This is a genomic window from Pantoea sp. ICBG 828 (assembly GCF_002928355.1).
GTDB lineage: Bacteria > Pseudomonadota > Gammaproteobacteria > Enterobacterales > Enterobacteriaceae > Pantoea > Pantoea dispersa.
On sequence record NZ_POWN01000005.1, the window covers coordinates 20,088 to 44,577 of the forward strand.

16 protein-coding genes are annotated in these 24,490 nt (G+C 60.3%); 11 read left to right on the top strand and 5 right to left on the bottom strand.

What is annotated here, in order from left to right; genetic code table 11:
* Nucleotides 1-34 precede the first annotated feature (34 nt).
* Both dcd and udk read right to left on the bottom strand, forming a co-directional pair.
* Nucleotides 35-616: a dCTP deaminase gene (gene dcd / locus C1Y43_RS12950; protein ID WP_021509321.1), complete on the bottom strand. Its 582-nt coding sequence runs from the start codon at nt 614-616 to the stop codon at nt 35-37.
* A gap of 120 nt (nt 617-736) precedes the next feature.
* Nucleotides 737-1,375, bottom strand: a complete 639-nt coding sequence (gene udk / locus C1Y43_RS12955) for a uridine kinase (protein ID WP_010615887.1) — start codon at nt 1,373-1,375, stop codon at nt 737-739.
* 229 nt (nt 1,376-1,604) lie between these two features.
* On the opposite strand from udk, the gene C1Y43_RS12960 reads away from it, so the two are divergent.
* From C1Y43_RS12960 to yegD, 3 genes are all read left to right on the top strand, one after another.
* Entirely contained in the window at nt 1,605-2,216 is a 612-nt protein-coding gene (locus tag C1Y43_RS12960; RefSeq protein WP_021509320.1) for a phosphatase PAP2 family protein, read from the top strand.
* Between the two features lie 343 nt (nt 2,217-2,559).
* Nucleotides 2,560-5,124, top strand: coding sequence for a diguanylate cyclase (locus C1Y43_RS12965; protein ID WP_104188466.1), 2,565 nt, complete (start codon nt 2,560-2,562; stop codon nt 5,122-5,124).
* 75 nt (nt 5,125-5,199) lie between these two features.
* The gene (gene yegD, locus C1Y43_RS12970) at nt 5,200-6,552 is read left to right on the top strand and encodes a molecular chaperone (protein WP_104188468.1); all 1,353 of its coding nucleotides are present in this window, start codon (nt 5,200-5,202) and stop codon (nt 6,550-6,552) included.
* 115 nt (nt 6,553-6,667) lie between these two features.
* Here yegD and C1Y43_RS12975 read toward each other — a convergent pair whose 3' ends face one another.
* Both C1Y43_RS12975 and C1Y43_RS12980 read right to left on the bottom strand, forming a co-directional pair.
* Nucleotides 6,668-8,002 (bottom strand): carbohydrate porin, encoded by a 1,335-nt coding sequence (locus C1Y43_RS12975; protein WP_021509317.1) that lies wholly within the window; start codon nt 8,000-8,002, stop codon nt 6,668-6,670.
* 221 nt (nt 8,003-8,223) lie between these two features.
* Nucleotides 8,224-9,186, bottom strand: coding sequence for an aldo/keto reductase (locus C1Y43_RS12980; RefSeq protein ID WP_104188470.1), 963 nt, complete (start codon nt 9,184-9,186; stop codon nt 8,224-8,226).
* A gap of 240 nt (nt 9,187-9,426) precedes the next feature.
* Here C1Y43_RS12980 and C1Y43_RS12985 point away from each other — a divergent pair, with 240 nt between their 5' ends.
* The 8 genes from C1Y43_RS12985 to yegS all read left to right on the top strand — a co-directional run bounded on the left by C1Y43_RS12985 (nt 9,427) and on the right by yegS (nt 23,091).
* The gene (locus tag C1Y43_RS12985) at nt 9,427-10,656 is read left to right on the top strand and encodes an MdtA/MuxA family multidrug efflux RND transporter periplasmic adaptor subunit (protein WP_058780348.1); all 1,230 of its coding nucleotides are present in this window, start codon (nt 9,427-9,429) and stop codon (nt 10,654-10,656) included.
* Nucleotides 10,656-13,778, top strand: a complete 3,123-nt coding sequence (locus tag C1Y43_RS12990; RefSeq protein ID WP_104188471.1) for an MdtB/MuxB family multidrug efflux RND transporter permease subunit — start codon at nt 10,656-10,658, stop codon at nt 13,776-13,778. Before C1Y43_RS12985 ends, C1Y43_RS12990 begins: the two co-directional genes overlap by 1 nt.
* Nucleotides 13,775-16,849: a multidrug efflux RND transporter permease subunit MdtC gene (gene mdtC / locus C1Y43_RS12995; RefSeq protein WP_021509313.1), complete on the top strand. Its 3,075-nt coding sequence runs from the start codon at nt 13,775-13,777 to the stop codon at nt 16,847-16,849. Before C1Y43_RS12990 ends, mdtC begins: the two co-directional genes overlap by 4 nt.
* A gap of 98 nt (nt 16,850-16,947) precedes the next feature.
* Nucleotides 16,948-18,354 carry a multidrug transporter subunit MdtD gene (gene mdtD, locus C1Y43_RS13000; RefSeq protein ID WP_104188782.1) on the top strand — a complete coding sequence of 469 codons (1,407 nt, stop codon included), beginning with the start codon at nt 16,948-16,950 and terminating at the stop codon, nt 18,352-18,354.
* The gene (gene baeS, locus C1Y43_RS13005) at nt 18,351-19,736 is read left to right on the top strand and encodes a two-component system sensor histidine kinase BaeS (protein WP_058757282.1); all 1,386 of its coding nucleotides are present in this window, start codon (nt 18,351-18,353) and stop codon (nt 19,734-19,736) included. The genes mdtD and baeS overlap by 4 nt, the downstream gene beginning before the upstream one ends.
* A gap of 9 nt (nt 19,737-19,745) precedes the next feature.
* On the top strand, nt 19,746-20,453 hold the full coding sequence (gene baeR / locus C1Y43_RS13010) for a two-component system response regulator BaeR (protein WP_031280058.1): 708 nt from the start codon (nt 19,746-19,748) through the stop codon (nt 20,451-20,453).
* Between the two features lie 139 nt (nt 20,454-20,592).
* On the top strand, nt 20,593-21,963 hold the full coding sequence (gene yegQ, locus C1Y43_RS13015) for a tRNA 5-hydroxyuridine modification protein YegQ (RefSeq protein WP_104188473.1): 1,371 nt from the start codon (nt 20,593-20,595) through the stop codon (nt 21,961-21,963).
* 228 nt (nt 21,964-22,191) lie between these two features.
* Nucleotides 22,192-23,091 (top strand): lipid kinase YegS, encoded by a 900-nt coding sequence (gene yegS / locus C1Y43_RS13020; protein ID WP_058757280.1) that lies wholly within the window; start codon nt 22,192-22,194, stop codon nt 23,089-23,091.
* Between the two features lie 117 nt (nt 23,092-23,208).
* On the opposite strand, the gene C1Y43_RS13025 is transcribed toward yegS, so the two are convergent.
* Nucleotides 23,209-24,330: a Gfo/Idh/MocA family protein gene (locus C1Y43_RS13025; RefSeq protein ID WP_104188475.1), complete on the bottom strand. Its 1,122-nt coding sequence runs from the start codon at nt 24,328-24,330 to the stop codon at nt 23,209-23,211.
* Between the last annotated feature and the right edge of the window lie 160 nt (nt 24,331-24,490).

Sequence of the window (24,490 nt, forward strand, 5' to 3'; positions counted from 1 at the left end):
AGGCCGCTGGCGCGAAATCACTCCAGGAGAAACGTTAGTCTTTATCAATACGGCTGGCGTCGGCGCCCTGCTGCCCGCGATATTTGGCGTCTTCGCGGCGATTGTAAGGACGCGCTGCCGGTCCGGACAGCGGTTCAAAGCTTAGCGCACCAATCAGCATGCCGGGACGCAGCGCCAGCGGCAGCTTGCCGGAGTTGTAAAACTCCAGCACGATACGGCCCTGCCAGCCCGGGTCGATGCGGTGCGCGGTAACGTGCACCATCAGCCCGAGGCGCGCCAGTGATGAACGGCCATCCAGCCAGCCCACCAGATCATCGGGGATAGTGACGGATTCCAGCGTCACCGCCAGCGCCAGTTCACCCGGATGCAGAAAGAACGCTTCGCCTTCCGGCAGCACAATCTCATCGCTCATCACGCGATCCAGCGCCGCGCTCACTTCATGCTTTGGACCACTCAAATCGATAAACGGTGCGGTGTGGCCGCTAAAGGTACGGAACTGGTTACCGAGGCGCACATCCACGGTAGCACCGTTGATGCGCTCAACCGGCGGACGGGGATCGATAGCCAGCTTGCCGCTGTCCAGCCAGCTTTCAATATCGCGATCGCATAATCTCATCGCAGAAACTCCATGATTTAAGTGTAGCGAAAGGTGGTCAGGTTGTGACAAACCGTTCGCGTCACGTCCATCCGGACGCACGGTGTCCCGTTCCGGTCCCGCTGAACCGGACGGGCGTCGTCAAAGATACTGGTTAATTTTGGCCTTGAGGATATCAATGGCGATGCGGTTTTTACCACCGCGCGGCACAATGATGTCGGCATACTGCTTGGAAGGCTCAATAAACTGCAGGAACATCGGGCGCACGGTCTTTTGGTACTGGCTCATCACCGAGTCCATCGAGCGCCCGCGCTCGTTGACGTCGCGCTTCATACGGCGCATCAGGCAGATATCCAGCGGGGTATCAACGAAGATCGAGAAGTTAAGCTCCTGGCGCAGCCGTGCATCGGTCAGCAGCAGAATCCCTTCCAGAATAATCACTTTCTTCGGCTTCAGGTGAATACACTCGTCGGTGCGGGTGTGCTCAACGTAGCTGTAAACCGGCAGGTCGATATCTTCGCCAGCCTTCAGCGCGCGCAGATGTTGCAGCAGCAAATCGTGGTCCATCGCGCTCGGATGGTCGTAGTTGGTTTTCACCCTCTCTTCCATGGTGAGGTGGCTTTGATCTTTATAGTAGGCATCTTCGGGGATCACACCGATATGCTCGTCACCGACCTGGTCACGGATTTCACGATAGAGCGTGCTGGCAATAAGACTTTTTCCGGATGCGGATGCACCTGCAATGCCAACGATCACGCACTGATGAGACTTGTCAGTCATACTTTTTTAAGACCTGATAACTGGAGCCGGTTTCTGTCTGCACAAAAACAGGCCGATTGAGAGGGTTAGTTGGCGGCAATTATAGGGATTTCACCGGGTTGATGCCAGTGAAAACCGGCGCGCCGCCTTTTCAGACTATCCCGTTTTGCAGCCAGCGGCTTAATCGATACACTGTTTCTCTGCCCGCCGTGTGACTGGCGGGAGCCCGATAGTCGTTGCAAGGAAAAGTATGAGCTGGAGAACCCTGACCTATTTCGGCGACAGTATGTTGCTGATCCCCACTGCGGTGATCATCGCACTGGTGCTGCCGTGGAAAAGCGATAACCGTCGCACCGTCTGGTACTGGCTGCTGGCGTTTGGCCTGGCGGGCCTGCTGGTCAGCATCTCGAAGATTATGTTTCTCGGCTTCGGCATTGGCAGCGCGCGCTACAATTTTACCGGGTTCAGCGGTCATAGCGCGATGTCAGCGACGCTGTGGCCGGTGATGATGTGGCTGATTTCCGGCCGCTGGCCCACGTTCTGGCGTGCCCTGACCATCGGTATCGGCTATCTGATTCCGTTAATGGTGGGATTATCGCGCCTGGTGATCCACGCGCACTCGGTGAGTGAAGTGCTGGCCGGACTGATGCTGGGCTTTACCCTGAGCAGCGCGTTCCTGCTGAGCCAGCGTCGCACCGCGCTGAAGGGTTTTAGCGTGGTGCAGGTGGCGGTGGCATTTCTGATTCCGCTGTTGCTGATGGGCCACGGCCGCGTCGCCACCACCCAGCAGTTCCTCGAGCGTTTTTCCGCTGACCTCGCCGGACTGGAAAAGCCCTTCACCCGCGCCGATTTGTTCCGCTGAGTGCGTTGCGCGGTAAAGGGTGTAAGGTCTGTCCATTACGTTTTGAACACGTTTCATAAATGATTGCACATACGGTAGCGGCGCAATTTATTGCGCGATAAATCGCGCCGCTACAAAATTGTGCAATTTGTCGTGTCCTTACCTGAATCGCTGCAGATCCAGCAGCCGCGATACTGCCAGCAGATTTCACCGTTTTTGTCGGGTGCGCATTCATGCGCACCTGGATGCAGGCCGCAAAAAAACATTTCCGCACAAAGATATCTGACAGATGTGCTAGCATGGATTAAGAGATTGACTGGCGCATTTTTCTTCGAGTAATCAATGCGCGCTGCTGGATTCGTGCATGACTCTTGAGATAGTAACCTCGCAGAATAATCCGCAAAAAAAGTGGCTCAGCGCCCTGCTGCTTTGCGCGCTGGCATTTTTACTGACGCTGTTCTGTCTGGAACTGATTGTCGTCAGCGGCCGCATTTCCCCGCTCTGGTACTCCACCGCGTTAATGACCGTCGTGGTGTTCCGCGCCCCCTCGCGACAGGTACCGCTGCTGCTTGCCAGCTGCGTGCTCGGCACGGCGCTGGCCAATCTGCTGGTGATCGGCCCGGCCCTGAGCAATGTCAAATTCGCCATCCTTAATATGGTGCAGGCCATCCTCGGCGGACTCATGCTGCGCGCGCTACTCGACCGCAAAGCCCCGCTCAACTCACTGGCCGACTGGATACGCTTTGCGCTGGCTGCGGGCCTGACCGCGCCGCTGCTGGGCGGCGTGGTGGCGCTATGGATGCTGCACGTCGACGGCCACGCCTCGCTGCCGTTTTTCTCCACCTGGGTGATCTCAGAAGTGATTGGCGTGCTGGCCTTCGGTCCGGTGCTGCTGCTGTGGCCTGATAAACCGCTGCGCCAGCTGATCACGCCGGAACGTCAACTGGAGACGCTGCTCACGCTAATCGTCACGCTGCTGGCCAGCTATCTGGCGCTGCGTTTCCTGCCGTGGCCGTTTACCTTCATCGTGGTGATTCTGTTCTGGTGCGCGGTGCGCCTGCCCAAATTCGAAGCCTTTCTGCTGTTTTTCCTCAACGCCAGCTTTATCTCGCTGCTGCTGGCGCTCGACTGGGTCAACCTGGCGCGCAACGATCTGCTGCTCGGCCAGGTCAGCACCTGGCTGCCGTTTCTGCTGGTGCTGCTGCCGAGCCACGTAATGTCGCTGGTGATGGATGCCTTCCAGCGTGAAAAGCACCACATTAGCGAAAGCGAAACCCGCTTCCGCAACGCCATGGAGTATTCCGCCATCGGCATGGCGCTGGTATCACCGGAAGGCGGCTGGCAGCAGGTCAACCAGTCGCTGTGCCGCACGCTGGGCTTCGCGGCGGAGGAGCTGAAAAAACTCACCTTCCAGCAGATCACCCATCCGGACGATCTCAACAGCGACCTGCAGCAGCTGGAGCGGCTGATCGCCGGTGAGATCCTGACGTATACCCTGGAGAAGCGCTATTTCCGCAAAGATGGCGAGATCGTCTGGGCGCGCCTCACGGTCTCGATGGTGCGTGATGCGCAGCTGCACCCGCTCTACTTTATCGCGCAGATTGTGGATATCTCCGAGCTGAAGCAGAGCGAGCAGGTCAACCAGCGACTGATGGAGCGCATCACGCTGGCCAACGAAGCGGGCGGCATCGGCGTGTGGGAGTGGAACCTGCTAAACGGCGAGATGTTATGGGACAAGCGCATGTACGAATTATTTGCGCTGGAACCGCACCGGGTGCCGAGCTACGACCTGTGGCTGCATCTGGTCGATGTTCAGGAACGCGAAGCGGCCGCGCTCACCATTCAGCAGGCGATTGAACGCCGCAGCGCCTTCCAGCTGGAGTACCGTATCAATCTGCCGCAGGGCGTGCGCTACGTGCGCTCCGAGGCCAATAGCATCATCAGCAAGGATGGGCAGATCGAACGCATGCTGGGCATTTGTCAGGACATCACTTCGCTGCGCACGCTGAATGAAGCGCTGTTCCAGGAGAAGGAACGCATGGCCATCACCCTCGACTCGATTGGTGAAGCGGTGATTTGTACTGACGATGAGATGCGGGTGACCTTCATGAATCCGGTGGCCGAGACGCTGAGCGGCTGGCCGCAGGCGAAAGCGGCTGGCATGGCGCTGAGCGAACTGCTGACGATTACGCGTGGCGCGCAGGGGCCGCGCGTGGAGAATCTGTTGTTGTGCAGCCTGCCCGCCAGCAAAACCACACCGGACCTGGAAGAGGAGCTGGTGTTGCATACCCCGGATGGTGCCCAGGTCGAGATTCACTACAGCATCACGCCGCTGAAAACCCTGACCGGCAGCGACATTGGTGCCGTAATGGTCATTCATGACGTCAGCGAGTCGCGCCGCATGATGAAACGCCTGAGCTACAGCGCCTCTCACGATATGCTGACGCGTTTGCCGAACCGTCACAGCTTTGAACAGCAGCTGAAGCGACTGGTAAATGACGCCGCCGCGCATCACAGCGAGCACGTGCTGGTGTTTATCGATCTGGATAAGTTTAAAGCGGTCAACGATACCGCCGGCCATGCCGCTGGCGATGCGTTGCTGCGCGCACTGGCCGATCTCATGCAGCAGCACCTGCGCAATAGCGATGTGCTGGCGCGCCTCGGCGGTGACGAATTTGGCCTGCTGCTGCCCTACAGCAATGTTGACCAGGTGCGCGAGGTGGTGCAGGGCATCGTCAGCGCGGTGCATGACTTTACCTTTATGTGGCAGGACCGGCCGTATCACGTCGGCGCCAGCGCCGGTATCACGCAAATCGATCAGCATAACTGCATCAGCAATGTGGTGATGTCGCAGGCCGATGTCGCCTGTTACAGCGCCAAACACGCCGGGCGCGGCCAGTATCAGGTTTACCAGGAAGTTCAGGGATAAACTGCGGCGCTGCCCATTGCCAGCCCGCGTTGGCTGCGCTAAAGTCGCCCCCTTTTTTCTGGCATGGGGGATACAATGTTTATCGGATTCGACTACGGCACGGCTAACTGTTCCATCGCGGTAACGGATAGCGGCACACCGCGGTTACTGACACTGGAAAACGGTCAGCGCCTGCTTCCCTCCATGATTTGCGCGCCCACGCGCGAAGCCATCAGTGAATGGCTGCACCGCCATCATCAGGTCCCCACGCCAGACAGCGAAAGCACCGCGCTGCTGCAGCGCGCGCTGCGTTATAACCGCGAAGAGGATATCGAGGTAACGCCTGCCAGCGTACAGTTTGGTCTGACCGCGCTGCAGCATTATATGGTCGATCCGGAAGAGGTGTGGTTCGTCAAATCGCCGAAGTCGTTCCTCGGCGCCAGCGGCCTGAAACCCCAGCAGATCGCCTTCTTTGAAGATCTGGTGTGCGCCATGATGCTGCACATTCGCCAGCAGGGTGAAACCCAGCTCGATCAACCGATTGACCAGGCCGTGATTGGCCGGCCGATCAACTTCCAGGGACTGGGCGGTGAAGACGCCAACCAGCAGGCGCAGGGCATTCTGCTGCGTGCCGCACAGCGTGCCGGGTTCCGCGACGTCGAGTTTCAGTTCGAGCCGGTTGCCGCCGGTCTGGAGTTTGAAGCCACGCTGCAGCAGGAGACACGCGTGCTGGTGGTGGATATCGGCGGCGGAACCACCGACTGCTCTATGCTGCTGATGGGTCCGCAGTGGTGTAATCAGTCCGATCGCCGTGCCAGCCTGCTTGGCCACAGCGGCTGCCGCGTCGGCGGTAACGATCTCGATATTATGCTGGCGTTCAAAACGCTGATGCCGCTGCTCGGTCTGGGCGGTAACACGCTGAAGGGCACTGCCCTGCCCGCCCTGCCGTGGTGGAACGCGGTGGCGATTAACGATGTGCCGGCACAAAGCGACTTCTACTCGGCCGCCAGCGGTAAGCTGCTGCGCGATCTGGTGCGTGATGCCGAACAGGGCGATAAAGTCGCGCATCTGCTGAAAGTATGGCAGCAGAAGCTGAGCTACCGGCTGGTGCGCGCGGCGGAAGAGAGCAAGATTGCGCTCTCCGATCAACGCGAGACTGCGGCCTCGCTGGCGTTTATTGCGCAAACGCTGCAGGCGGAGATCAGCGCCGCGCAACTGGAAGAGGCGATCAACCAGCCGCTGGCGCGCATTCTTGAGCAGGTGCAGCTGGCGCTGGCCAGTTGTGACACCCGTCCGGAGGTGATTTACCTCACCGGCGGTAGCGCCCGTTCGCCGATCCTGCGCGCCGCGCTGCAGCAGGCACTGCCCGACACGCCCATCGCCAGCGGCGATGATTTCGGCTCGGTCACCGCCGGCCTCGCCCGCTGGGCCGAAGTGATGTTCAGATAATTCCCTCTCCCGCTTGCGGGAGAGGGTTAGGGTGAGGGCCAGACATCTCCGTGCGATTTTCCCCTCACCCTGCCCTCTCCCAAAGGGAGAGGGAAAAGTCACACATTCTGCCAGATTAGAAATTCACGTTCGCACTGATCCCACCCACAAACGCATCTTTCACTTCGCTCACCGCACCCGGTGCCACCACGTATTGCAGGTTTGGACGCAGCTGCAGCCATTTGGTCAGCTGCGCATTGTAATAAACCTCGTAGTTGTACTCGGAACCATCCTGAATCGGCAGATAAGTTGGGCTGTCGAAATCAGTTTCGCCGTTGGCATCATTCTGCTGACGCAGCGAACGGGTATACGCGCTGTTAACGTGAATACGCGCCGCGCCGACGCCAATCTCATCCTGCGGACGCGCATCAAACGGCCCTTTCCAGGTAAAGCTGATCGACTGATAGTTGTCGGTTTTCGAGGTTTTGTGATCGTTCATCACCGCCTGCACCGTCACGCCCAGACCCCGGCTGGCATCGCCGCCCTGCGCGGTCAGCTGCTGCTGTAACAGCACGTAGCCGCCGTAGGCGTGATCCTTGCTCTGATAAGCGCCATCGCGCCAGCTGCCGTAGTTATCGCCGTTGGCCGACGAGTAGTAGTAACCAATGCGGTAGTTACCCGGCAGGTTGGCCGGCCCGAAGGTCGGCTTCCAGCCCAGTTCCACCGGCACCAGGTTGCCTTCGGAGTTGCTGGTATCCAGACGGAAACCGTCACCGCGATCGTAGTTGGCACTGTTCTGGTTGTAGAAGCCCACCTGGAAGAACACTTCCGGCGTGAAGTTAACCTTCACGCGGCCGCCCCACTGGGAAACCGGCCAGTTAAACCAGCGGTCGCCGCGCCAGTTACCCGCCTGGCCGCTGCCGAATGCAAGGTTCTGGAACTTGCTGTCGAAGTTGTCGAAATCTTCCCCGACGGTGACGCGACCGGCTTTCAGGTTGACAGTGTTATCAAACAGCCCTTTGCTGAGCCAGAACTGCGTCAGACGCCAGGTCTGGCCACGTCCGTACACTTCCTGCACCGATGACAGCATGCCGGTACGGCGGTCTGCCACCTGATCGGAGATGTTGCGACCGTTACGGTCGGTAATGGTCATCTGGAACTGCGCATCCTGCCAGTCGAGCAGTTTTTGCAGGTCAAGATTCAGGCCAAACGCCCACTGATCGCTGTAGCGCATCGAGGTGTTGGTATCGGCACCGCCGCCCAGGTTCGAGGCACTTTCCATGGTGTAGTTAACGTCGAACTTCACGCCGTCGTTTTCCAGCTGCGTTCGGTTACCGCCCCAGTCGCCAAACATGTAGGGGGAATCGTAGCTGAACGCATCGGCTGCCACCGCCGACGCACTCAACATGGCAAACATCAGGGTGCCCGCTGCCAGGCGAGGCATATGCTGCACTGCTTTTTTTCTGTTCATGATGATTATTCTTCTGTGAATTTCCGGAGAGGAACGGGCAGAGAATAATGCTGAGGTTATGTCAGTTTTTGCAAATCTGTGCGCAGTGAGTGCAAAGGTGACAGTGACTTAACGCAATTGTGACAGCGATCGATGAATGGATATGTTCTGGAGGAAAAAGGCATTTTTTGCGTGGCGAAAAAATTATTACGTGACGGGACGCCGCAGCGTCCCGCTTCGCGTTACGGCTTGCTGGCGCTGGCCAGCTCTTCAATCTCCTGCTTGCTGAGCTCCAGCTCAGTGGCTTTCACCAGCTCATCCAGCTGCTGCAGCGAGGTGGCACTGACAATCGGTGCCGTGATGCTCGGTCGCGCAATCTGCCACGCCAGCGCCACCTGTGTAGCCGAGGCGTCGTGCGAGGCCGCGACATCTTCCAGCGCTTCAATGATGCGCTTACCGCGCTCGTTGAGATATTTTTCTACAATGCCCTGGCCGCGCGCGCTTTTGCTGGCGTCTTCCGGCTTTTTGTATTTCCCGCTCAGGAAACCGCTGGCCAGCGAGTAGTAGTTAATCACGCCGAGACCGTTTGTCACCGCCACCTGCTCCAGTCCGCTTTCATACTCCTGACGATCGTACAGGTTGTACTCCGGCTGCAGGGTTTCATAGCGCGCCAGTCCCTCCTGCTTACTGATGTCGAGCGCTTCCTGCAGGCGCTGCGCGCTGTAGTTGGACGCACCAATAGCCCGCACTTTGCCCTCTTTGATCAGCGAGTCGAAGGCTTTCAGCGTCTCCACCAGCGGCGTGCTGTCGTCATCACGGTGCGCCTGGTAGAGATCGATGACATCCGTCTGCAGGCGGCGCAGCGAATCTTCCACGGCCTGGCGGATATAGGCCGGTTTCAGCCCGGTTTTCTCCGGCGTCAGCTCCATGCCTACCTTGGTGGCGAGCACGATACTGTCGCGCTTACCGCTTTTTTTCAGCCACTTACCGATGATGGTTTCCGATTCACCGCCGGCGTTGCCCGGCGCCCAGCGAGAGTAGACGTCTGCGGTATCAATGAAGAACAGCCCCTTTTCCACCAGCGCGTCGAGCAGTGAAAACGAGGTTTTTTCATCGACCGTCCAGCCAAAAACGTTGCCGCCAAACGTCAGCAGCGGCACGCTGATACCGCTGTCGCCCAGCTGACGGGTTTTGTGTTGACGCATGTGATCCTCCTTAGTGAAACGAGACTGGTCTGTCATTCAGCTTAGCAAAGGAAAAAGTCACGCTTATGCGTATTGCTGCCAAAATATTTACTGAATATGAATACTTAGCGTGCCCGGGGCGATATTCTTAATTCCTTCAATTTTTGCCCGACCCGGGCGACTACAATCATTTCGTTTGCGCCGCGGTTCGTTTGCGCGCGCATGTGGGGAAAACGAAACCGCCGGAGAGCACACAGAGCAATGAATAAACGATTAAAAACAGGCCTGATTAGCGTGGTGGTGCTGGCTGCGCTGGCGGGCGCTTACTACTGGTGGCAGCATCCGGCCGAGCCTGCACAGGCTACCCAGGCTGATGGCCAGCCGCATCACGGACGCGGTGGCAACAATAGCGGCGGACGCCGTCCGCTGGCACCGGTGCAGGCCGCAACGGCGACCACCGAAAGCGTGCCCTATTACCTTAGCGGACTTGGCACCGTCACCGCGGCTAACACCGTCACGGTGCGCAGCCGGGTCGACGGCCAGCTGATGGCGCTGCACTTCACGGAAGGTCAGCAGGTGGAGGCCGGCGCGCTGCTGGCAGAAATCGATCCCCGACCATGGCAGGTAGCGCTCACCCAGGCGCAGGGCCAGCTGGCCAAAGATCAGGCGACGCTGGCTAATGCGCGCCGCGACCTCAGCCGTTATGAAAAACTGGCGAAAACCTCGCTGGTGTCGCAGCAGGAACTGGATACCCAGCGCTCGCTGGTTAGTGAAACCCTCGGCACCATCAAAGCCGACGAAGGCAATGTGGCCAGCGCGCAGCTCAATCTGACCTACAGCCGCATCACCGCGCCGATTGCCGGACGCGTCGGGCTGAAGCAGGTGGATGTCGGCAACTACATTACCGCCGGCGATACCAATGGTCTGGTGGTGATCACCCAGACGCACCCGATTGACGTGGTGTTCAGCGTTGCCGAGAACAACATCAGCCAGATCCTGAAAGCCCAGAAAAGCGGCCAGCCGCTGCCGGTTGAAGCCTGGGATCGCAGCAATAAAACCCTGCTGACCACAGGTGCGCTGCTGAGCATTGATAACCAGATCGACGTCACCACCGGCACCATTAAACTCAAGGCGCGCTTCAGCAATCAGGACGACGCCCTGTTTCCCAACCAGTTTGTTAATGCCCGGCTGAAGGTGGATACGCTGCAAAACGCGGTGGTGATCCCGACTGCCGCGCTGCAGATGAGCAACGACGGCCACTTTGTCTGGGTGGTGAACAGCGATAACAAAGTGAGCAAGAAACGCGTCACCGCCGGGCTGCAGGATAGCCAGAAAGTGGTGATTGATGCCGGGCTGCAGGCCGGTCAGCGCGTGGTCACCGACGGTCTCGACCGCCTGACCGAAGGCGCCACGGTGGAAATTGTCGCCGCACAGAGTACCGCCACGCACAGCACGCGCGCGGCGCAACCGGCTCGCGGAGAACGTCAATAATGCAGGTGATGCCTCCCGACGCCAGCGGCGGCCCGTCACGCCAGTTTATTCTGCGCCCGGTGGCCACCACGCTGCTGATGATCGCGATTTTGCTGGCCGGCGTGCTGGGCTATCGCTTCCTGCCGGTTTCCGCGCTGCCGGAAGTCGATTACCCGACCATCCAGGTCGTCACGCTCTATCCCGGCGCCAGCCCGGATGTGGTGACCTCGTCGATTACCGCGCCGCTGGAGCGTCAGTTCGGGCAGATGTCCGGCCTGAAGCAAATGGCGTCGCAAAGCTCCGGCGGTGCCTCGGTGATTACGCTGCAGTTCCAGCTGACGCTGGCGCTCGACGTTGCCGAACAGGAAGTGCAGGCGGCGATCAACTCTGCCACTAACCTGCTGCCTGGCGATCTGCCGAATCCGCCGGTGTACAGCAAAGTCAATCCGGCCGATCCGCCAATCATGACGCTGGCCGTTACCACCACCAGCATGCCGCTGACGCAGGTGCAGGATATGGTGGAGACGCGGGTGGCGCAGAAGATTTCCCAGGTCTCCGGCGTCGGTCTGGTCACGCTCTCCGGCGGCCAGCGTCCGGCGGTGCGGGTGAAGATGAACGCACAGGCGCTGGCGGCCCTCGGCCTCACCAGCGAGACGGTGCGCACCGCCATCAGCAACGCCAACGTCAATTCGGCGAAAGGCAGCCTTGATGGTCCAACGCGCTCCATCACGCTGTCGGCCAATGACCAGATGACCTCCGCGGAGGATTACCGCAAGCTGATCGTCAGCTACAGCAACGGCGCGCCGGTGCGGCTGGGCGACGTCGCCACGGTTGAACAGGGCGCAGAAAACAGCTGGCTGGGTGCCTGGGCCAACCGTGAGCCGGCGATTGTGCTGAACGTGCAGCGCCAGCCGGGTGCCAATATTATCGCCACCGCTGACAGCATCCGCGCGCTGCTGCCGTCGCTGACCGCCACGCTGCCGAAGTCGGTTGACGTCAAACTGCTCACCGATCGCACCACCAACATTCGCGCCTCAGTAGCGGATACTCAACATGAGCTGATGCTGGCCATCGGACTGGTGGTGATGATCATCTATCTGTTTCTGCGCAATGTCCCGGCCACCATTATTCCGGCAGTTGCGGTGCCGCTGTCGCTGGTCGGCACCTTTGCCGCCATGTATTTCCTTGGCTTTTCGATCAATAACCTGACGCTGATGGCGCTGACCATCGCCACCGGCTTTGTGGTCGATGACGCCATCGTGGTAATCGAGAACATCTCGCGCTACATCGAAAAAGGCGAAAAGCCGATGACCGCCGCGCTGAAAGGTGCCGGTGAGATTGGCTTCACCATTATCTCCCTCACCTTCTCGCTGATCGCGGTGCTGATTCCGCTGCTGTTCATGGGCGACGTGATTGGCCGTTTGTTCCGCGAGTTCGCCGTAACGCTGGCGGTGGCGATTCTGATCTCGGCGGTGGTCTCGCTGACGCTGACGCCGATGATGTGCGCGCGCATGCTGAGCGCCGAATCGCTGCGCAGGCAGAACCGCTTCTCCCGCGCCAGCGAGGCGATGTTCGATAAGGTGATTGCCGGCTATGGCCGCTGGCTGACGCGCGTGCTGCGCCATCCGTGGCTGACGCTGTCGGTGGCGCTTGGCACGCTGCTGCTGACGGTGCTGCTGTGGGTGGTGATTCCGAAGGGCTTCTTCCCGCAGCAGGACAACGGCATCATTCAGGGCACGCTGCAGGCGCCGCAGTCGGTCTCTTACGCCAGTATGGCGCAGCGCACCCGCGACGTGGCGTCGATCATTATGAAAGATCCGGCGGTGCAGAGCCTGACCTCGTTCGTCGGCGTGGATGGCACCAACGCGGCGCTCAACAGCGCGCGGCTGCAAATCAACCTGAAACCGCTGGACCAGCGTGACGATCGTATTCCGGCAGTGCAGCAGCGGCTGCAGCAGGCGATCGATCGCCTGCCCGGCGTGTCGCTGTGGCTGCAGCCGGTACAGGATCTAACCATTGATACCCAGGCGAGCCGCACGCCATACCAGTTTACCCTGCAGTCGGGTTCGCTGGAGTCGCTGGGCAGCTGGGTGCCGAAACTGCTGGCACAGCTCAATACGCTGCCGCAGCTGCGCAACGTCAGCAGCGACTGGCAGGATCAGGGGCTGGAAGCCTTTGTGCGCGTCGATCGCGACAGCGCCAGCCGGCTTGGCATCAGCATGGCCGACATTGATAACGCGCTGTACAACGCCTTTGGCCAGCGCCTGATCTCAACGATTTACACCCAGGCCAACCAGTATCGCGTGGTGCTGGAGCAGGACAACACGCAAACCCCCGGTCTCGCCAGCCTCGACGCGATTCGCCTGAACAGCAGCGACGGCGGCAGCGTGCCGCTCAGCGCCATCGCGCAAGTCGAAGAGCGCCACGCTGCGCTGAGCATTAATCATCTCGACCAGTTCCCGTCGGCCACCTTCTCGTTTGACGTGGCGCACGGCTACTCGCTCGGCGATGCGCTGCAGGCGATCACCACGGCGGAAGATCAGGTCGGCATGCCGGCAGAGATGATGACGCAGTTCCAGGGCAGCACGCTGGCGTTTGAAGCGGCGCTGACCAGCACCATCTGGCTGATCGTCGCGGCGGTAGTGGCGATGTATATTGTGCTCGGCGTGCTGTATGAGAGCTTCATCCACCCGATTACCATTCTGTCGACGCTGCCCACCGCCGGCGTTGGCGCGCTGCTGGCGCTGATGCTGAGCGGCAACGAGCTGGATATCATCGCCATCATCGGCATCATTTTGCTGATCGGCATCGTGAAGAAGAACGCCATCATGATGATCGACTTCGCGCTGGCCGCCGAGCGTGAACAGGGCATGGCACCGCGTGAGGCGATCTATCAGGCCTGTCTGCTGCGCTTCCGGCCGATTCTGATGACCACACTGGCGGCGCTGCTTGGCGCGCTGCCGCTGATGCTCAGCACCGGCGTCGGCGCGGAACTGCGTCGTCCGCTCGGCATCGCCATGGTCGGTGGCCTGGTGCTGAGCCAGGTGCTGACGCTGTTTACCACCCCGGTGATCTATCTGCTGTTTGATCGCCTTGCTCATGCCACGCGCCGGCGTCTGAAAGGCACGGAGGCGCAGTCGTGAAGTTTTTCGCCCTGTTTATCCATCGGCCGGTTGCCACCACGCTGCTGACGCTGGCGATTGCGCTGGCGGGCATTCTTGGCTTCCGTCTGCTGCCGGTGGCGCCGCTGCCGCAGCTGGATTTCCCGGTGATTCTGATCTCGGCCTCGCTACCCGGCGCGTCGCCGGAAACCATGGCGGCCTCGGTCGCCACGCCGCTGGAGCGCTCGCTGGGGCGCATTGCCGGCGTCAGTGAAATGACCTCCACCAGCTCGCTGGGCAGCACGCGCATCATCCTGGTGTTTGATTTCGACCGCGATATCAACGGCGCGGCGCGCGACGTGCAGGCGGCGATCAATGCCGCCCAGAGCCTGCTGCCGACCGGTATGCCCAATCGTCCAACCTACCGCAAAGCCAACCCGTCCGATGCGCCGATCATGATCCTCACCATGACCTCGGATATTTATAATCCCGGTCAGCTGTATGATTACGCGTCGACGCAACTGGCACAGAAGCTGTCGCAGATTGATGGCGTCGGTGATGTCACGGTAGGCGGCAGTTCGCTGCCGGCGGTGCGCGTCGACCTCAATCCGCAGGCGCTGTTTAATCAGGGCGTGTCGCTGGATGCGGTGCGCACCGCCATCAGCAACGCCAACCAGCGCCGTCCGCAGGGCGCCATCGACGATACCCAGCAGCGCTGGCAGGTGCGGACCAACGATGAGCTGCAAACCGCCAGCGTCTACCAGCCGCTGGTGGTGCACTACAACAACGGCGCAGCGGTACGGCTGAGCGATGTGGCGAACGTGCAGGATTCGGTGCAGGATGTGCGCAACGCCGGGATGACCAACGGCAAACCGGCGGTGCTGCTGGTGGTGCGCAAGTCGCCGGACGCCAACATCATTGATACCGTCGACCGCATCCGGGCGGAAATGCCGGAGCTGCATGAGGTGATCCCGGCGGCTATCGACCTGCAAATCGCCCAGGACCGCTCGCCCACTATCCGCGCCTCGCTGCACGAAGTGGAGCAGTCGCTGGTGATCGCCGTGGCGCTGGTAATTCTGGTGGTGTTTTTCTTCCTGCGCGACGGCCGCGCCACGCTAATTCCGGCGGCGGCGGTACCGGTATCGCTGATTGGTACCTTCGCCGCCATGTACCTGTGCGGCTTCAGCCTGAATAACCTGTCGCTGATGGCGCTGACCATCGCCACCGGCTTTGTGGTGGATGACGCCATTGTGGTGCTGGAGAACATCGCGCGCCACGTCGAAGCCGGCATGAAGCCGCTGCAGGCGGCACTCACTGGGGTGCGCGAGGTGGGCTTTACCGTGCTGTCGATGAGCCTGTCGCTGATTGCGGTGTTCCTGCCGCTGCTGATGATTGGTGGTATTATTGGCCGCTTCTTCTCGGAGTTTGCCATCACGCTGTCGGTGGCGATTCTCATCTCGCTGTTTATCTCCATTACCCTGACGCCGATGATGTGCGCGTATCTGCTGAAACCGCAGGCGAAGCGCAGCCAGCCGCGCACGCGCGGATTTGGCCGCGTGCTGCTGGCGGTGCAGCAGGGCTATGCGCGCTCGCTGGGCTGGGTGCTGAACCACGCGATCTGGGTGCTGTTGCTGCTGCTCGGCACCGTCGGGCTGACCATCTGGCTGTTTATCGCCATCCCGAAAACCTTTATGCCCGAGCAGGATACCGGCCGTCTCAACGGCTTTATCTCCGCCGATCAGAGCATTTCGTTTCAGGCGATGCGCGGCAAGCTGCAGGATTTCATGAACATCATCAAGGCTGACCCGGCGGTCGATAACGTCACCGGCTTCACCGGCGGCTCGCGCACCAACAGCGGCTCGATGTTTGTGTCACTCAAGCCGCTGTCAGAACGCAGCGAAAGCGCGCAGGAAGTGATCGCCCGCCTGCGCGTGAAGCTGGCGAAAGAACCGGGTGCCAACCTGTACCTCAATGCGGTGCAGGATATTCGCGTCGGCGGACGCGAATCGAACGCCAGCTATCAGTACAGCCTGCTGTCGGATAACCTCGCCGATTTACGTGAGTGGGAGCCGAAAATCCGCCAGGCGTTTGCCGCGCTGCCAGAGCTGGCCGATGTGAATTCGGATCAGCAGGACAACGGCAGCGAAATGGCGCTGACTTACGATCGCGAAAGCATGGCGCGCCTCGGCATCGACGTGTCGGCGGCCAATGCGCTGCTGAATAACGCCTTCGGCCAGCGGCAAATCTCCACCATCTACCAGCCGCTGAATCAGTACAAAGTGGTGATGGAGGTGGATCCGCGCTATACCCAGGATGTCAGCGCGCTGGATCAGATGTTCGTGATCAACAGCGATGGCAAAGCGATTCCGCTCAGCTGGTTTGCCAAATGGCAGCCGGCCAACGCGCCGCTGTCGGTCAACCATCAGGGGCTGTCGGCGGCCTCGACCATCTCGTTTAACCTGCCGGAAGGGGTCTCGCTGTCGCAGGCGTCAGAGGCCATTGACCGCACCATTACGGCGATTGGCGTGCCGTCCAGCGTGCGCGGCAGCTTCGCCGGCACCGCGCAGGTATTTCAGGATTCGCAGTCGAACCAGCTGTGGCTGATGCTGGCGGCGATTGCCGCGGTGTATATCGTGCTCGGCATTCTGTATGAGAGCTACGTGCATCCCCTGACGATTCTCTCTACCCTGCCCTCGGCGGGCGTCGGCGCGCTGCTGGCGCTGCAGCTGTTTAATACGCCGTTCAGCCTGATTGCGCTGATCGGCATCCTGCTGCTGATCGGTATCGTGAAAAAGAACGCCATCATGATGGTGGATTTCGCGCTGGAGGCGGAGCGCAACGGCAACCTGTCGGCGCGCGACGCCATTTTCCAGGCGTGCCAGCTGCGTTTCCGCCCGATTCTGATGACCACGCTGGCGGCGCTGTTTGGTGCGCTGCCGCTGGTGCTGACCAGCGGGGACGGCGCGGAGCTGCGCCAGCCGCTGGGCATCACCATTGCCGGTGGGCTGGTGATGAGCCAGCTGCTGACGCTGTACACCACACCGGTGGTGTACCTGATGATGGATAAACTGCGCCGTCGGAAAAAGCAGCCGCGGTTGATAACGGAGCCATAACGTCATACCTGCACTAAGCGTAGCGGCGCAATTCAACGCGCGATAAATCGCGCCGCTACGCGACCTGCGGCTGATGAAACTGTTAACACGGGATGACCATGAACGCACAAACCGCCACTGTCCGCTGGCAACTGTGGATTGTGGCCTTCGGCTTTTTTATGCAGACGCTGGATACCACGATCGTGAACACCGCGATACCGGCGATGGCCCACGATCTCAACGTCAGCCCGCTGCATATGCATTCGGTGATTGTCTCCTACGTGCTCACCGTGGCGGTCACGCTGCCGCTCAGCGGCTGGCTGGCGGACCGCTTTGGCGTGCGCAACATCTTCTTCTGCGCCATCGTGCTGTTTAGCCTCGGTTCGCTGCTGTGTGCCTTCGCCACGTCACTTGACCAGCTGGTGATGGCGCGCGTGGTACAGGGCATCGGCGGCGCGATGATGGTGCCGGTCGGCCGGCTGACGGTGATGAAGATCGTGCCGCGTGAGCAGTACATGTCAGCCATGACCTTTGTCACCCTGCCCGGCCAGATTGGCCCGCTGCTCGGCCCGGCGCTGGGCGGCATTCTGGTGGAGTATGCCAGCTGGCACTGGATCTTCCTGATCAACATTCCGGTCGGCATTATCGGTGCCATCGCCACGCTGCTGCTGATGCCGAACTACACCATGCAGACGCGACGCTTTGACTTCCTGGGTTTTGTGCTGCTGGCGGTGGGCATGGCTACGCTGACGCTGGCACTCGACGGCCAGCGCAGCGCCGGCGGCTCACCGCTGCTGCTGTGCCTGCTGATTCTGCTGGGGGTGTTTTCCCTGTTGTTCTACCTGATGCACGGTCGCAACAACGATAACGCGCTGTTTAGCCTGAAGCTGTTTGATAACCGCATTTACGCCATCGGCCTGCTCGGCAGCTTTACCGGCCGCATCGGCAGCGGCATGCTGCCGTTTATGACGCCGATTTTTCTGCAGGTGGGTCCCGGCTTTAGCCCGTTCCACGCCGGGCTGATGATGATCCCGATGGTGCTGGGCAACATGGGCATCAAACGCGTGGTGGTGCGCATCGTGAACCTGTTTGGCTATCGTAACGCGCTGGTGGGCGGCACACTGGCGCTGGCGCTGGTGGTGCTGCTGTTTCCCGTGGTGGCGCTGCTCGGCTGGATCTGGCTGCTGCCCGTGGTGCTGCTGTTGCAGGGCATGGTCAATGCCATCCGCTTTTCGTCCATGAATACCCTGACGCTGAAAGAGCTGCCGGATGAGCTGGCCTCGAGCGGCAACAGCCTGCTGTCGATGATCATGCAGCTGTCGATGAGTATCGGCGTCACCGTGGCCGGTCTGCTGCTCGGCGCTTTCGGCCATGGCGCGGTGAGCGACAGCGCCGCGACCCATCAAACCTTTATGTACACCTATTTGTGCATGGCGCTGGTGATTGCGCTGCCGGCACTGGTGTTCTGGCGCGTACCCGCCGATGTGAGTAAAAACGTGGACCTGAGAGGCAGGAGAAAAGGATGAAGCAGCCGGTAAAACTCGGCATCAGCGCCAAACTGTTTATGGCGATTTTTTCCACCTGCATGCTGGTGATCATCACCATGCACTGGGGCGTGCGCCTCAGCTTTGAGCATGGCTTTGTCGATTACATCAAAAAGGGCAACGAGCAGCGCCTGACGCTGCTGAGCGATGCGCTGGCCGATCAATACGAACAGCACGGTAGCTGGGATTTTCTGCGTAACAACGATCGGCTGATCTTCACCATTCTGCGCTCGCTGGAACAGAATCCCGGCAGCGGCACTCAGCTGCCGCCGCACGGCTGGCGCACCCAGTTCTGGATTATCGATCAGCAGTACAAAATATTGTCCGGCCCGCGCTCGCCGGTGCCGCCGGAAGGCTCGCGCCGCAATATCACCACCAGCAACGGCAAGATTGTTGGCTGGGTGATTGCCTCGCCCGCCGAGCGGCTGACGCGCAGCACCGACATCAACTTTGACCATCAGCAGCGCCAGACCAGCTGGCTGATTGTCGGCCTCACCACGCTGCTGGCCGCGCTGGTCACCTGGCTGCTGGCGCGCGGCCTGCTGGCGCCGGTGAAACGGCTGGTGGACGGCACCCATCAGCTGGCGGCGGGCAAATTTACCACTAGGGTGGAGGTTGGCAGCAGCGACGAAATTGGTCAGCTGGCGCGTGACTTCAACCAGCTGGCGCGCTCGCTGGAGAAAAACGAGAGCAACCGGCGCGCCTTTATGGCCGATATTTCCCATGAGCTGCGTACGCCGCTGGCGATTTTGCGCGGTGAGCTGGAGGCGATGCAGGATGGCGTGCGCAAGCTGACCCCCGACGCCATCAGTTCGCTGCAGAGCGAAGTCGCGCTGCTGACCCAGCTGGTGGAAGACCTGCACCAGCTGTCGCTCTCCGACGCGGGCGCCCTCGCCTACCGCAAACAGCCGGTGGATCTGGTCAGTCTGCTGGAGGTGGTGGCGGGCAGTTTTGGCGAACGCTATCGCAGCCGGGGGTTGACGCTCAGCCTGATGCTGCCGGCGCAGGCCAGCAGCTTTGGCGATCCGGACCGGCTGATGCAGCTGTTTACTAACCTGCTGGAAAACAGCCTGCGTTACACCGATGCCGGCGGCACGGTGCAGCTTAGTATGCAGCTCAGCGGCGAGCAGTGGCAGCTGCAGTTTGCCGATAGCGCACCGGGCGTCGAGCGCCAGCAGCAGGCACAGCTGTTTGAGCGCTTCTTCCGCGCCGAAAGCTCGCGCAATCGCGCCAGCGGCGGCTCCGGGCTCGGTCTGGCGATCTGCAAGAATATTGTTGAGGCGCATGACGGCAGCATTAATGCGGCCGACTCTGATTTAGGTGGGCTGAAAATCACGCTAAACTTGCCGTATGTTCCTCACTAGACACCCTTTATGAGCACGGAAAATAGCGATCCCCTGATTCTTGTTGTGGAAGACGAACCCAAACTGGCGCAGCTGATGATTGATTATCTGCAGGCGTCAAACTACCGCACGCACCACCTCGCCGATGGCAACGCGGTACTGAGTTATGTGCAACAAACGCCGCCAGACCTGATGCTGCTGGATTTGATGCTGCCGGGCCGTGACGGCCTGACGCTGTGTCGGGAAATCCGCCGCTTCTCTGAGCTGCCGATTATCATGGTGACCGCACGCACGGAAGAGATTGATCGCCTGCTCGGGCTGGAGATTGGCGCTGACGACTATATCTGCAAACCCTTCAGCCCGCGTGAAGTAGTGGCGCGGGTGAAAACCATTCTGCGCCGGGTGAAACGTTCGCCAGAAGAGGCGCAGCTGGCCTCGCATCTGCTGATCGACGAAGGGCGTTTTCAGGCCAGCTGGCGCGAACAGCCGCTGGAGCTGACGCCCGCCGAGTTCCGCCTGCTGAAAACCCTGGCGCTGGAGCCGGGCAAAGTGTTTTCGCGCGAGCAACTGCTGAACCATCTGTATGACGACTATCGCGTGGTCACCGATCGCACCATTGACAGCCACATCAAGAACCTGCGGCGCAAGCTGGAGAACCTTGATGCCGAACAGCCGTTTATTCGCGCCGTGTACGGCATGGGATATCGCTGGGAAGCGGATGTTGGCCGCCTGCTGTAACCGCTTAGATTGATCCAGGTCAATTTACATCGGGAGTCGCCCTGCCTACAATTCCCCACCTTTTGCAGGGCCGTCTGACGCGGCCGCTGCACGTGCCATCCGTGATGGCATGCTGACCTGACATCAGTGAGAACTTCCCATGCTTAAACCCGAACTGCTTTCGCCGGCAGGCACGCTGAAAAATATGCGTTATGCCTTTGCCTACGGCGCCGACGCGGTGTATGCCGGCCAGCCGCGCTACAGCCTGCGCGTGCGCAACAACGAATTCACCCATGAAAACCTCGCTAAAGGCATCAGCGAGGCGCACGCGCTCGGCAAGAAGTTTTACGTGGTGGTAAACATTGCCCCGCACAACGCCAAGCTGAAAACCTTTATCCGAGATCTGACGCCGGTTATCGAGATGCAGCCGGATGCGCTGATCATGTCCGATCCCGGCCTGATCATGCTGGTGCGCGACGCCTTCCCGCAGATGCCGATTCACCTGTCGGTGCAGGCTAACGCGGTGAACTGGGCCACGGTGAAGTTCTGGCAGCAGATGGGGCTGACGCGCGTGATTCTGTCGCGCGAGCTGTCGCTGGAGGAGATCGCCGAAATTCGCCAGCAGGTGCCGGAGATGGAGATTGAAATCTTTGTCCACGGCGCGCTGTGCATGGCCTACTCCGGCCGCTGCCTGCTCTCTGGCTATCTGAATAAGCGCGATCCTAATCAGGGCACCTGTACCAACGCCTGCCGCTGGGAATATAACGTGGCCGAAGGCCAGCAGGATGAGGTCGGCAACATTGTTGGCTTCCATCAGCCGGTTGCAGTGCAGCCCGCGACGCTCGGCGTCGGTCAGCCCACCGACCGGGTATTCCTGCTGGAAGAGAAGATGAAGCCAGGCGAGGTGATGAGCGCGTTCGAAGATGAGCACGGCACCTACATCATGAACTCGAAAGATCTGCGCGCGGTGGCGCACGTCGAACGCCTGAGCCAGATGGGCGTGCATTCGCTGAAAATTGAGGGCCGCACCAAATCGTTCTACTACTGTGCGCGCACCGCGCAGGTGTACCGCCGCGCAATCGACGATGCGGCCGCCGGCAAACCTTTCGATCCGGCACTGCTGGAGACGCTGGAAGGGCTGGCGCACCGCGGCTATACCGAAGGTTTTTTGCGTCGCCACACCCATGACAGCTATCAAAACTACGAGCAGGGTTTTTCCATTTCGGAGCGTCAGCAGTTTGTCGGTGAATTCACTGGTGAGCGGCGCGGTACGTGGGCGCAGGTGGCGGTGAAGAACAAGTTCATGCTTGGCGATAGCGTAGAGATCATGACGCCGGACGGCAATCTCAACTGCACGCTGCAGGCGATGCAGAATGAGAAGGGTGCCGCGGTTGAGGTCGCTCCGGGAGATGGTCATCGCGTCTGGATCAGCGTGCCGGAGGGGGTCGATCTGGCCTATGCGCTGCTGCTGCGCAATTTTACCGACGGTAACAGCACTTACGATCCGCACGGTAAAAATCGCACTAAATGAAAAGAAAACGGCGAAGTTAGAACAGGATCACAGACCGCCGCTTCGCCGCGCTTTAGAATCGCGCCTGCTGCTAACGAGTAACAACAAACAGCAGGTAGTACCAGGAACCACCTCATTCACCCGCCCGGCTCCCCCGTGCGGGTTTTCTTTTTTCATCGTTCGCCGATAAAGTTCCCGCCGCAGCTATGCTATAACCACAGCTCTGTCTTACTCATCAGGGAAGCGATAATGCAAAATAAACCCCTCACTTTGCTGATTCTGAATGGAAAAGGCGCAGGCAATGAAGAGTTGCGTGCCGCCGTGAATACCCTGCGCGACGAAGGCTTTAACCTGGCGGTGCGCGTGACCTGGGAAAAAGGCGACGGTGACCGCTACGTGCAGGAAGCGCTGCAGCTGCAGGCGGAAACCGTGGTGGCTGGCGGCGGCGATGGCACCATCAATGAGATTGCCACCGCGCTGGCCGCCCTGCCGCCAGCGCAGCGGCCGGTGCTGGGGATTTTACCGCTTGGCACCGCCAACGATTTTGCTACCAGCGCCGGTATCCCGGCAGAAATGGAAGCGGCACTGCGGCTGGCAGTACTGGGCAAAGCCACGGCCATCGATCTGGCGCGGGTGAACGGCGACCGTTACTTCATCAACATGGCGACCGGCGGTTTTGGCACGCGCATCACCACCGAAACGCCGGAGAAACTGAAATCGGCGCTGGGCGGCGTCTCCTATTTTATTCATGGCCTGATGCGCGTTGATGCGCTGAAGCCGGACAGCTGCGAAATCAGCGGACCGGGCTTTCACTGGCAGGGTGACGCGCTGGTGATTGGCATTGGCAATGGCCGTCAGGCCGGTGGCGGACAGCGGTTGTGTCCGGAAGCGCTGATCAATGACGGACAACTCAATCTTAGTATCGTAACCGCTCAGGAGCTGCTGCCGACGCTGCTGCACTCGCTGACGCGCGACGACGAAAACCCGAACATTGTCGCGGCACAGCTGACATCGCTGACCATCCGTTCACCGCATGAGATGACCTTTAACCTCGACGGCGAGCCGCTGTCCGGCAGCGAGTTTGTGATTGAGGTGCAGCCCGGCGCGTTGAGCTGCCGCCTGCCGCCGCAGTGTGCGTTGCTGGCGTAATCTTTGGAAAATTACTGCATTATCCCGGTGCGCGCGCACCCTGTGAGGCTCGCCATCCCTGCACGCACCGTGTAGGGATGGCGAGCGGTTACGTGCGTCTGCGGCTGACGCTCTGCATCAAACCTTCATCCAGCGGCGCTCCACGGCGGAAATCGCCACCGCTTCCAGCACCTTCTGCACCTGCAGCCCTTCGGCAAAATCCGGCCACATGCGATCGCCGGCGGCGATGCCGTTGATCAGATCGCGAATCTCGACCGTTTTCTGATCGTTAAAACCGATGCCGTGGCCAGCCGAGACGCAGAAGCTGGCATAATCCGGGTGCGCCGGACCGGTGAGTATGGTTTTAAAGCCCTGGCGGCCGGCCGGATCGTCGTGCAGATACAGTTCCAGCTCAGCCATGCGCTCCTGCGTGTAGCGCAGCGTGCCTTTGGTGCCGGTCACCACATAAGTCAGCCCCATCTTGCTACCGCAGGCGATACGCGAGGTTTCAATCACGCCGTGCGCGCCATTTTTAAAGCGCAGCAGCGCGCTGGCCTGATCTTCGTTTTCCACCGGCAGCAGACGTGACGGCGCCTTTGGATCTGGTCGCTGTTTGATCACCGTCATCATGTCACCGCTCACCTCATCAATATCACCGACCAGATAGTGCGCCATGTTGACGATATGCGCCGCCAGATCGCCAAGCGCGCCGAGACCGGCCAGCGCTTTCTGGCAGTGCCAGTCGAGCGGCGTCTCCGCGCGCGCCAGGTAATCTTCGTTATGGGTGCCGTAAAAGTGCACCACTTCGCCGATCTCACCGCGCGCGATAATCTCCCGCGCCAGCTGGCTGGTGGGGTTTTTCATGTAGTTGAAGCCCACCAGGGTTTTCACTCCCGCCTGCTGCGCCGCCTGCACCATCTCTTCGGCATCGGCCACCGAGAGCGACAGTGGCTTTTCGGAGTAGACGTGCTTGCCGTGGCGAATCGCCTCCAGCGCCATCTCTTTGTGCAGGAAATTGGGCGCGCAGATATCGACTACGTCGATGTGCGGATCGCGCACCAGCTCGCGCCAGTCGCCCGTCGAACGGGCAAAGCCAAACGTCGCCGCCTGCTGCGCCGCCAGCGCCGGATTCACCTCTGCCAGCATCTCGCGCACAATCTCGCCCTTCAGGGCGAACACCGTGGGTGCCTGCGCATAGGCAATCGCGTGACAACGCCCAATATATCCACTGCCAATCATACCGATTCTGACTTTGTTCATGCTGCACCTGCGGTTCACGGGGATGAGTTTCCCGGAATATATGTTTCGTTTTGGGCGGCGACAACGGCGAAATGAAATATCTGTGATCATACATGCGAGGTATCTGACAGAAGCGACAAATCAGAATGTAATTTTGCATAGCATTGGTGACATCTCTCAC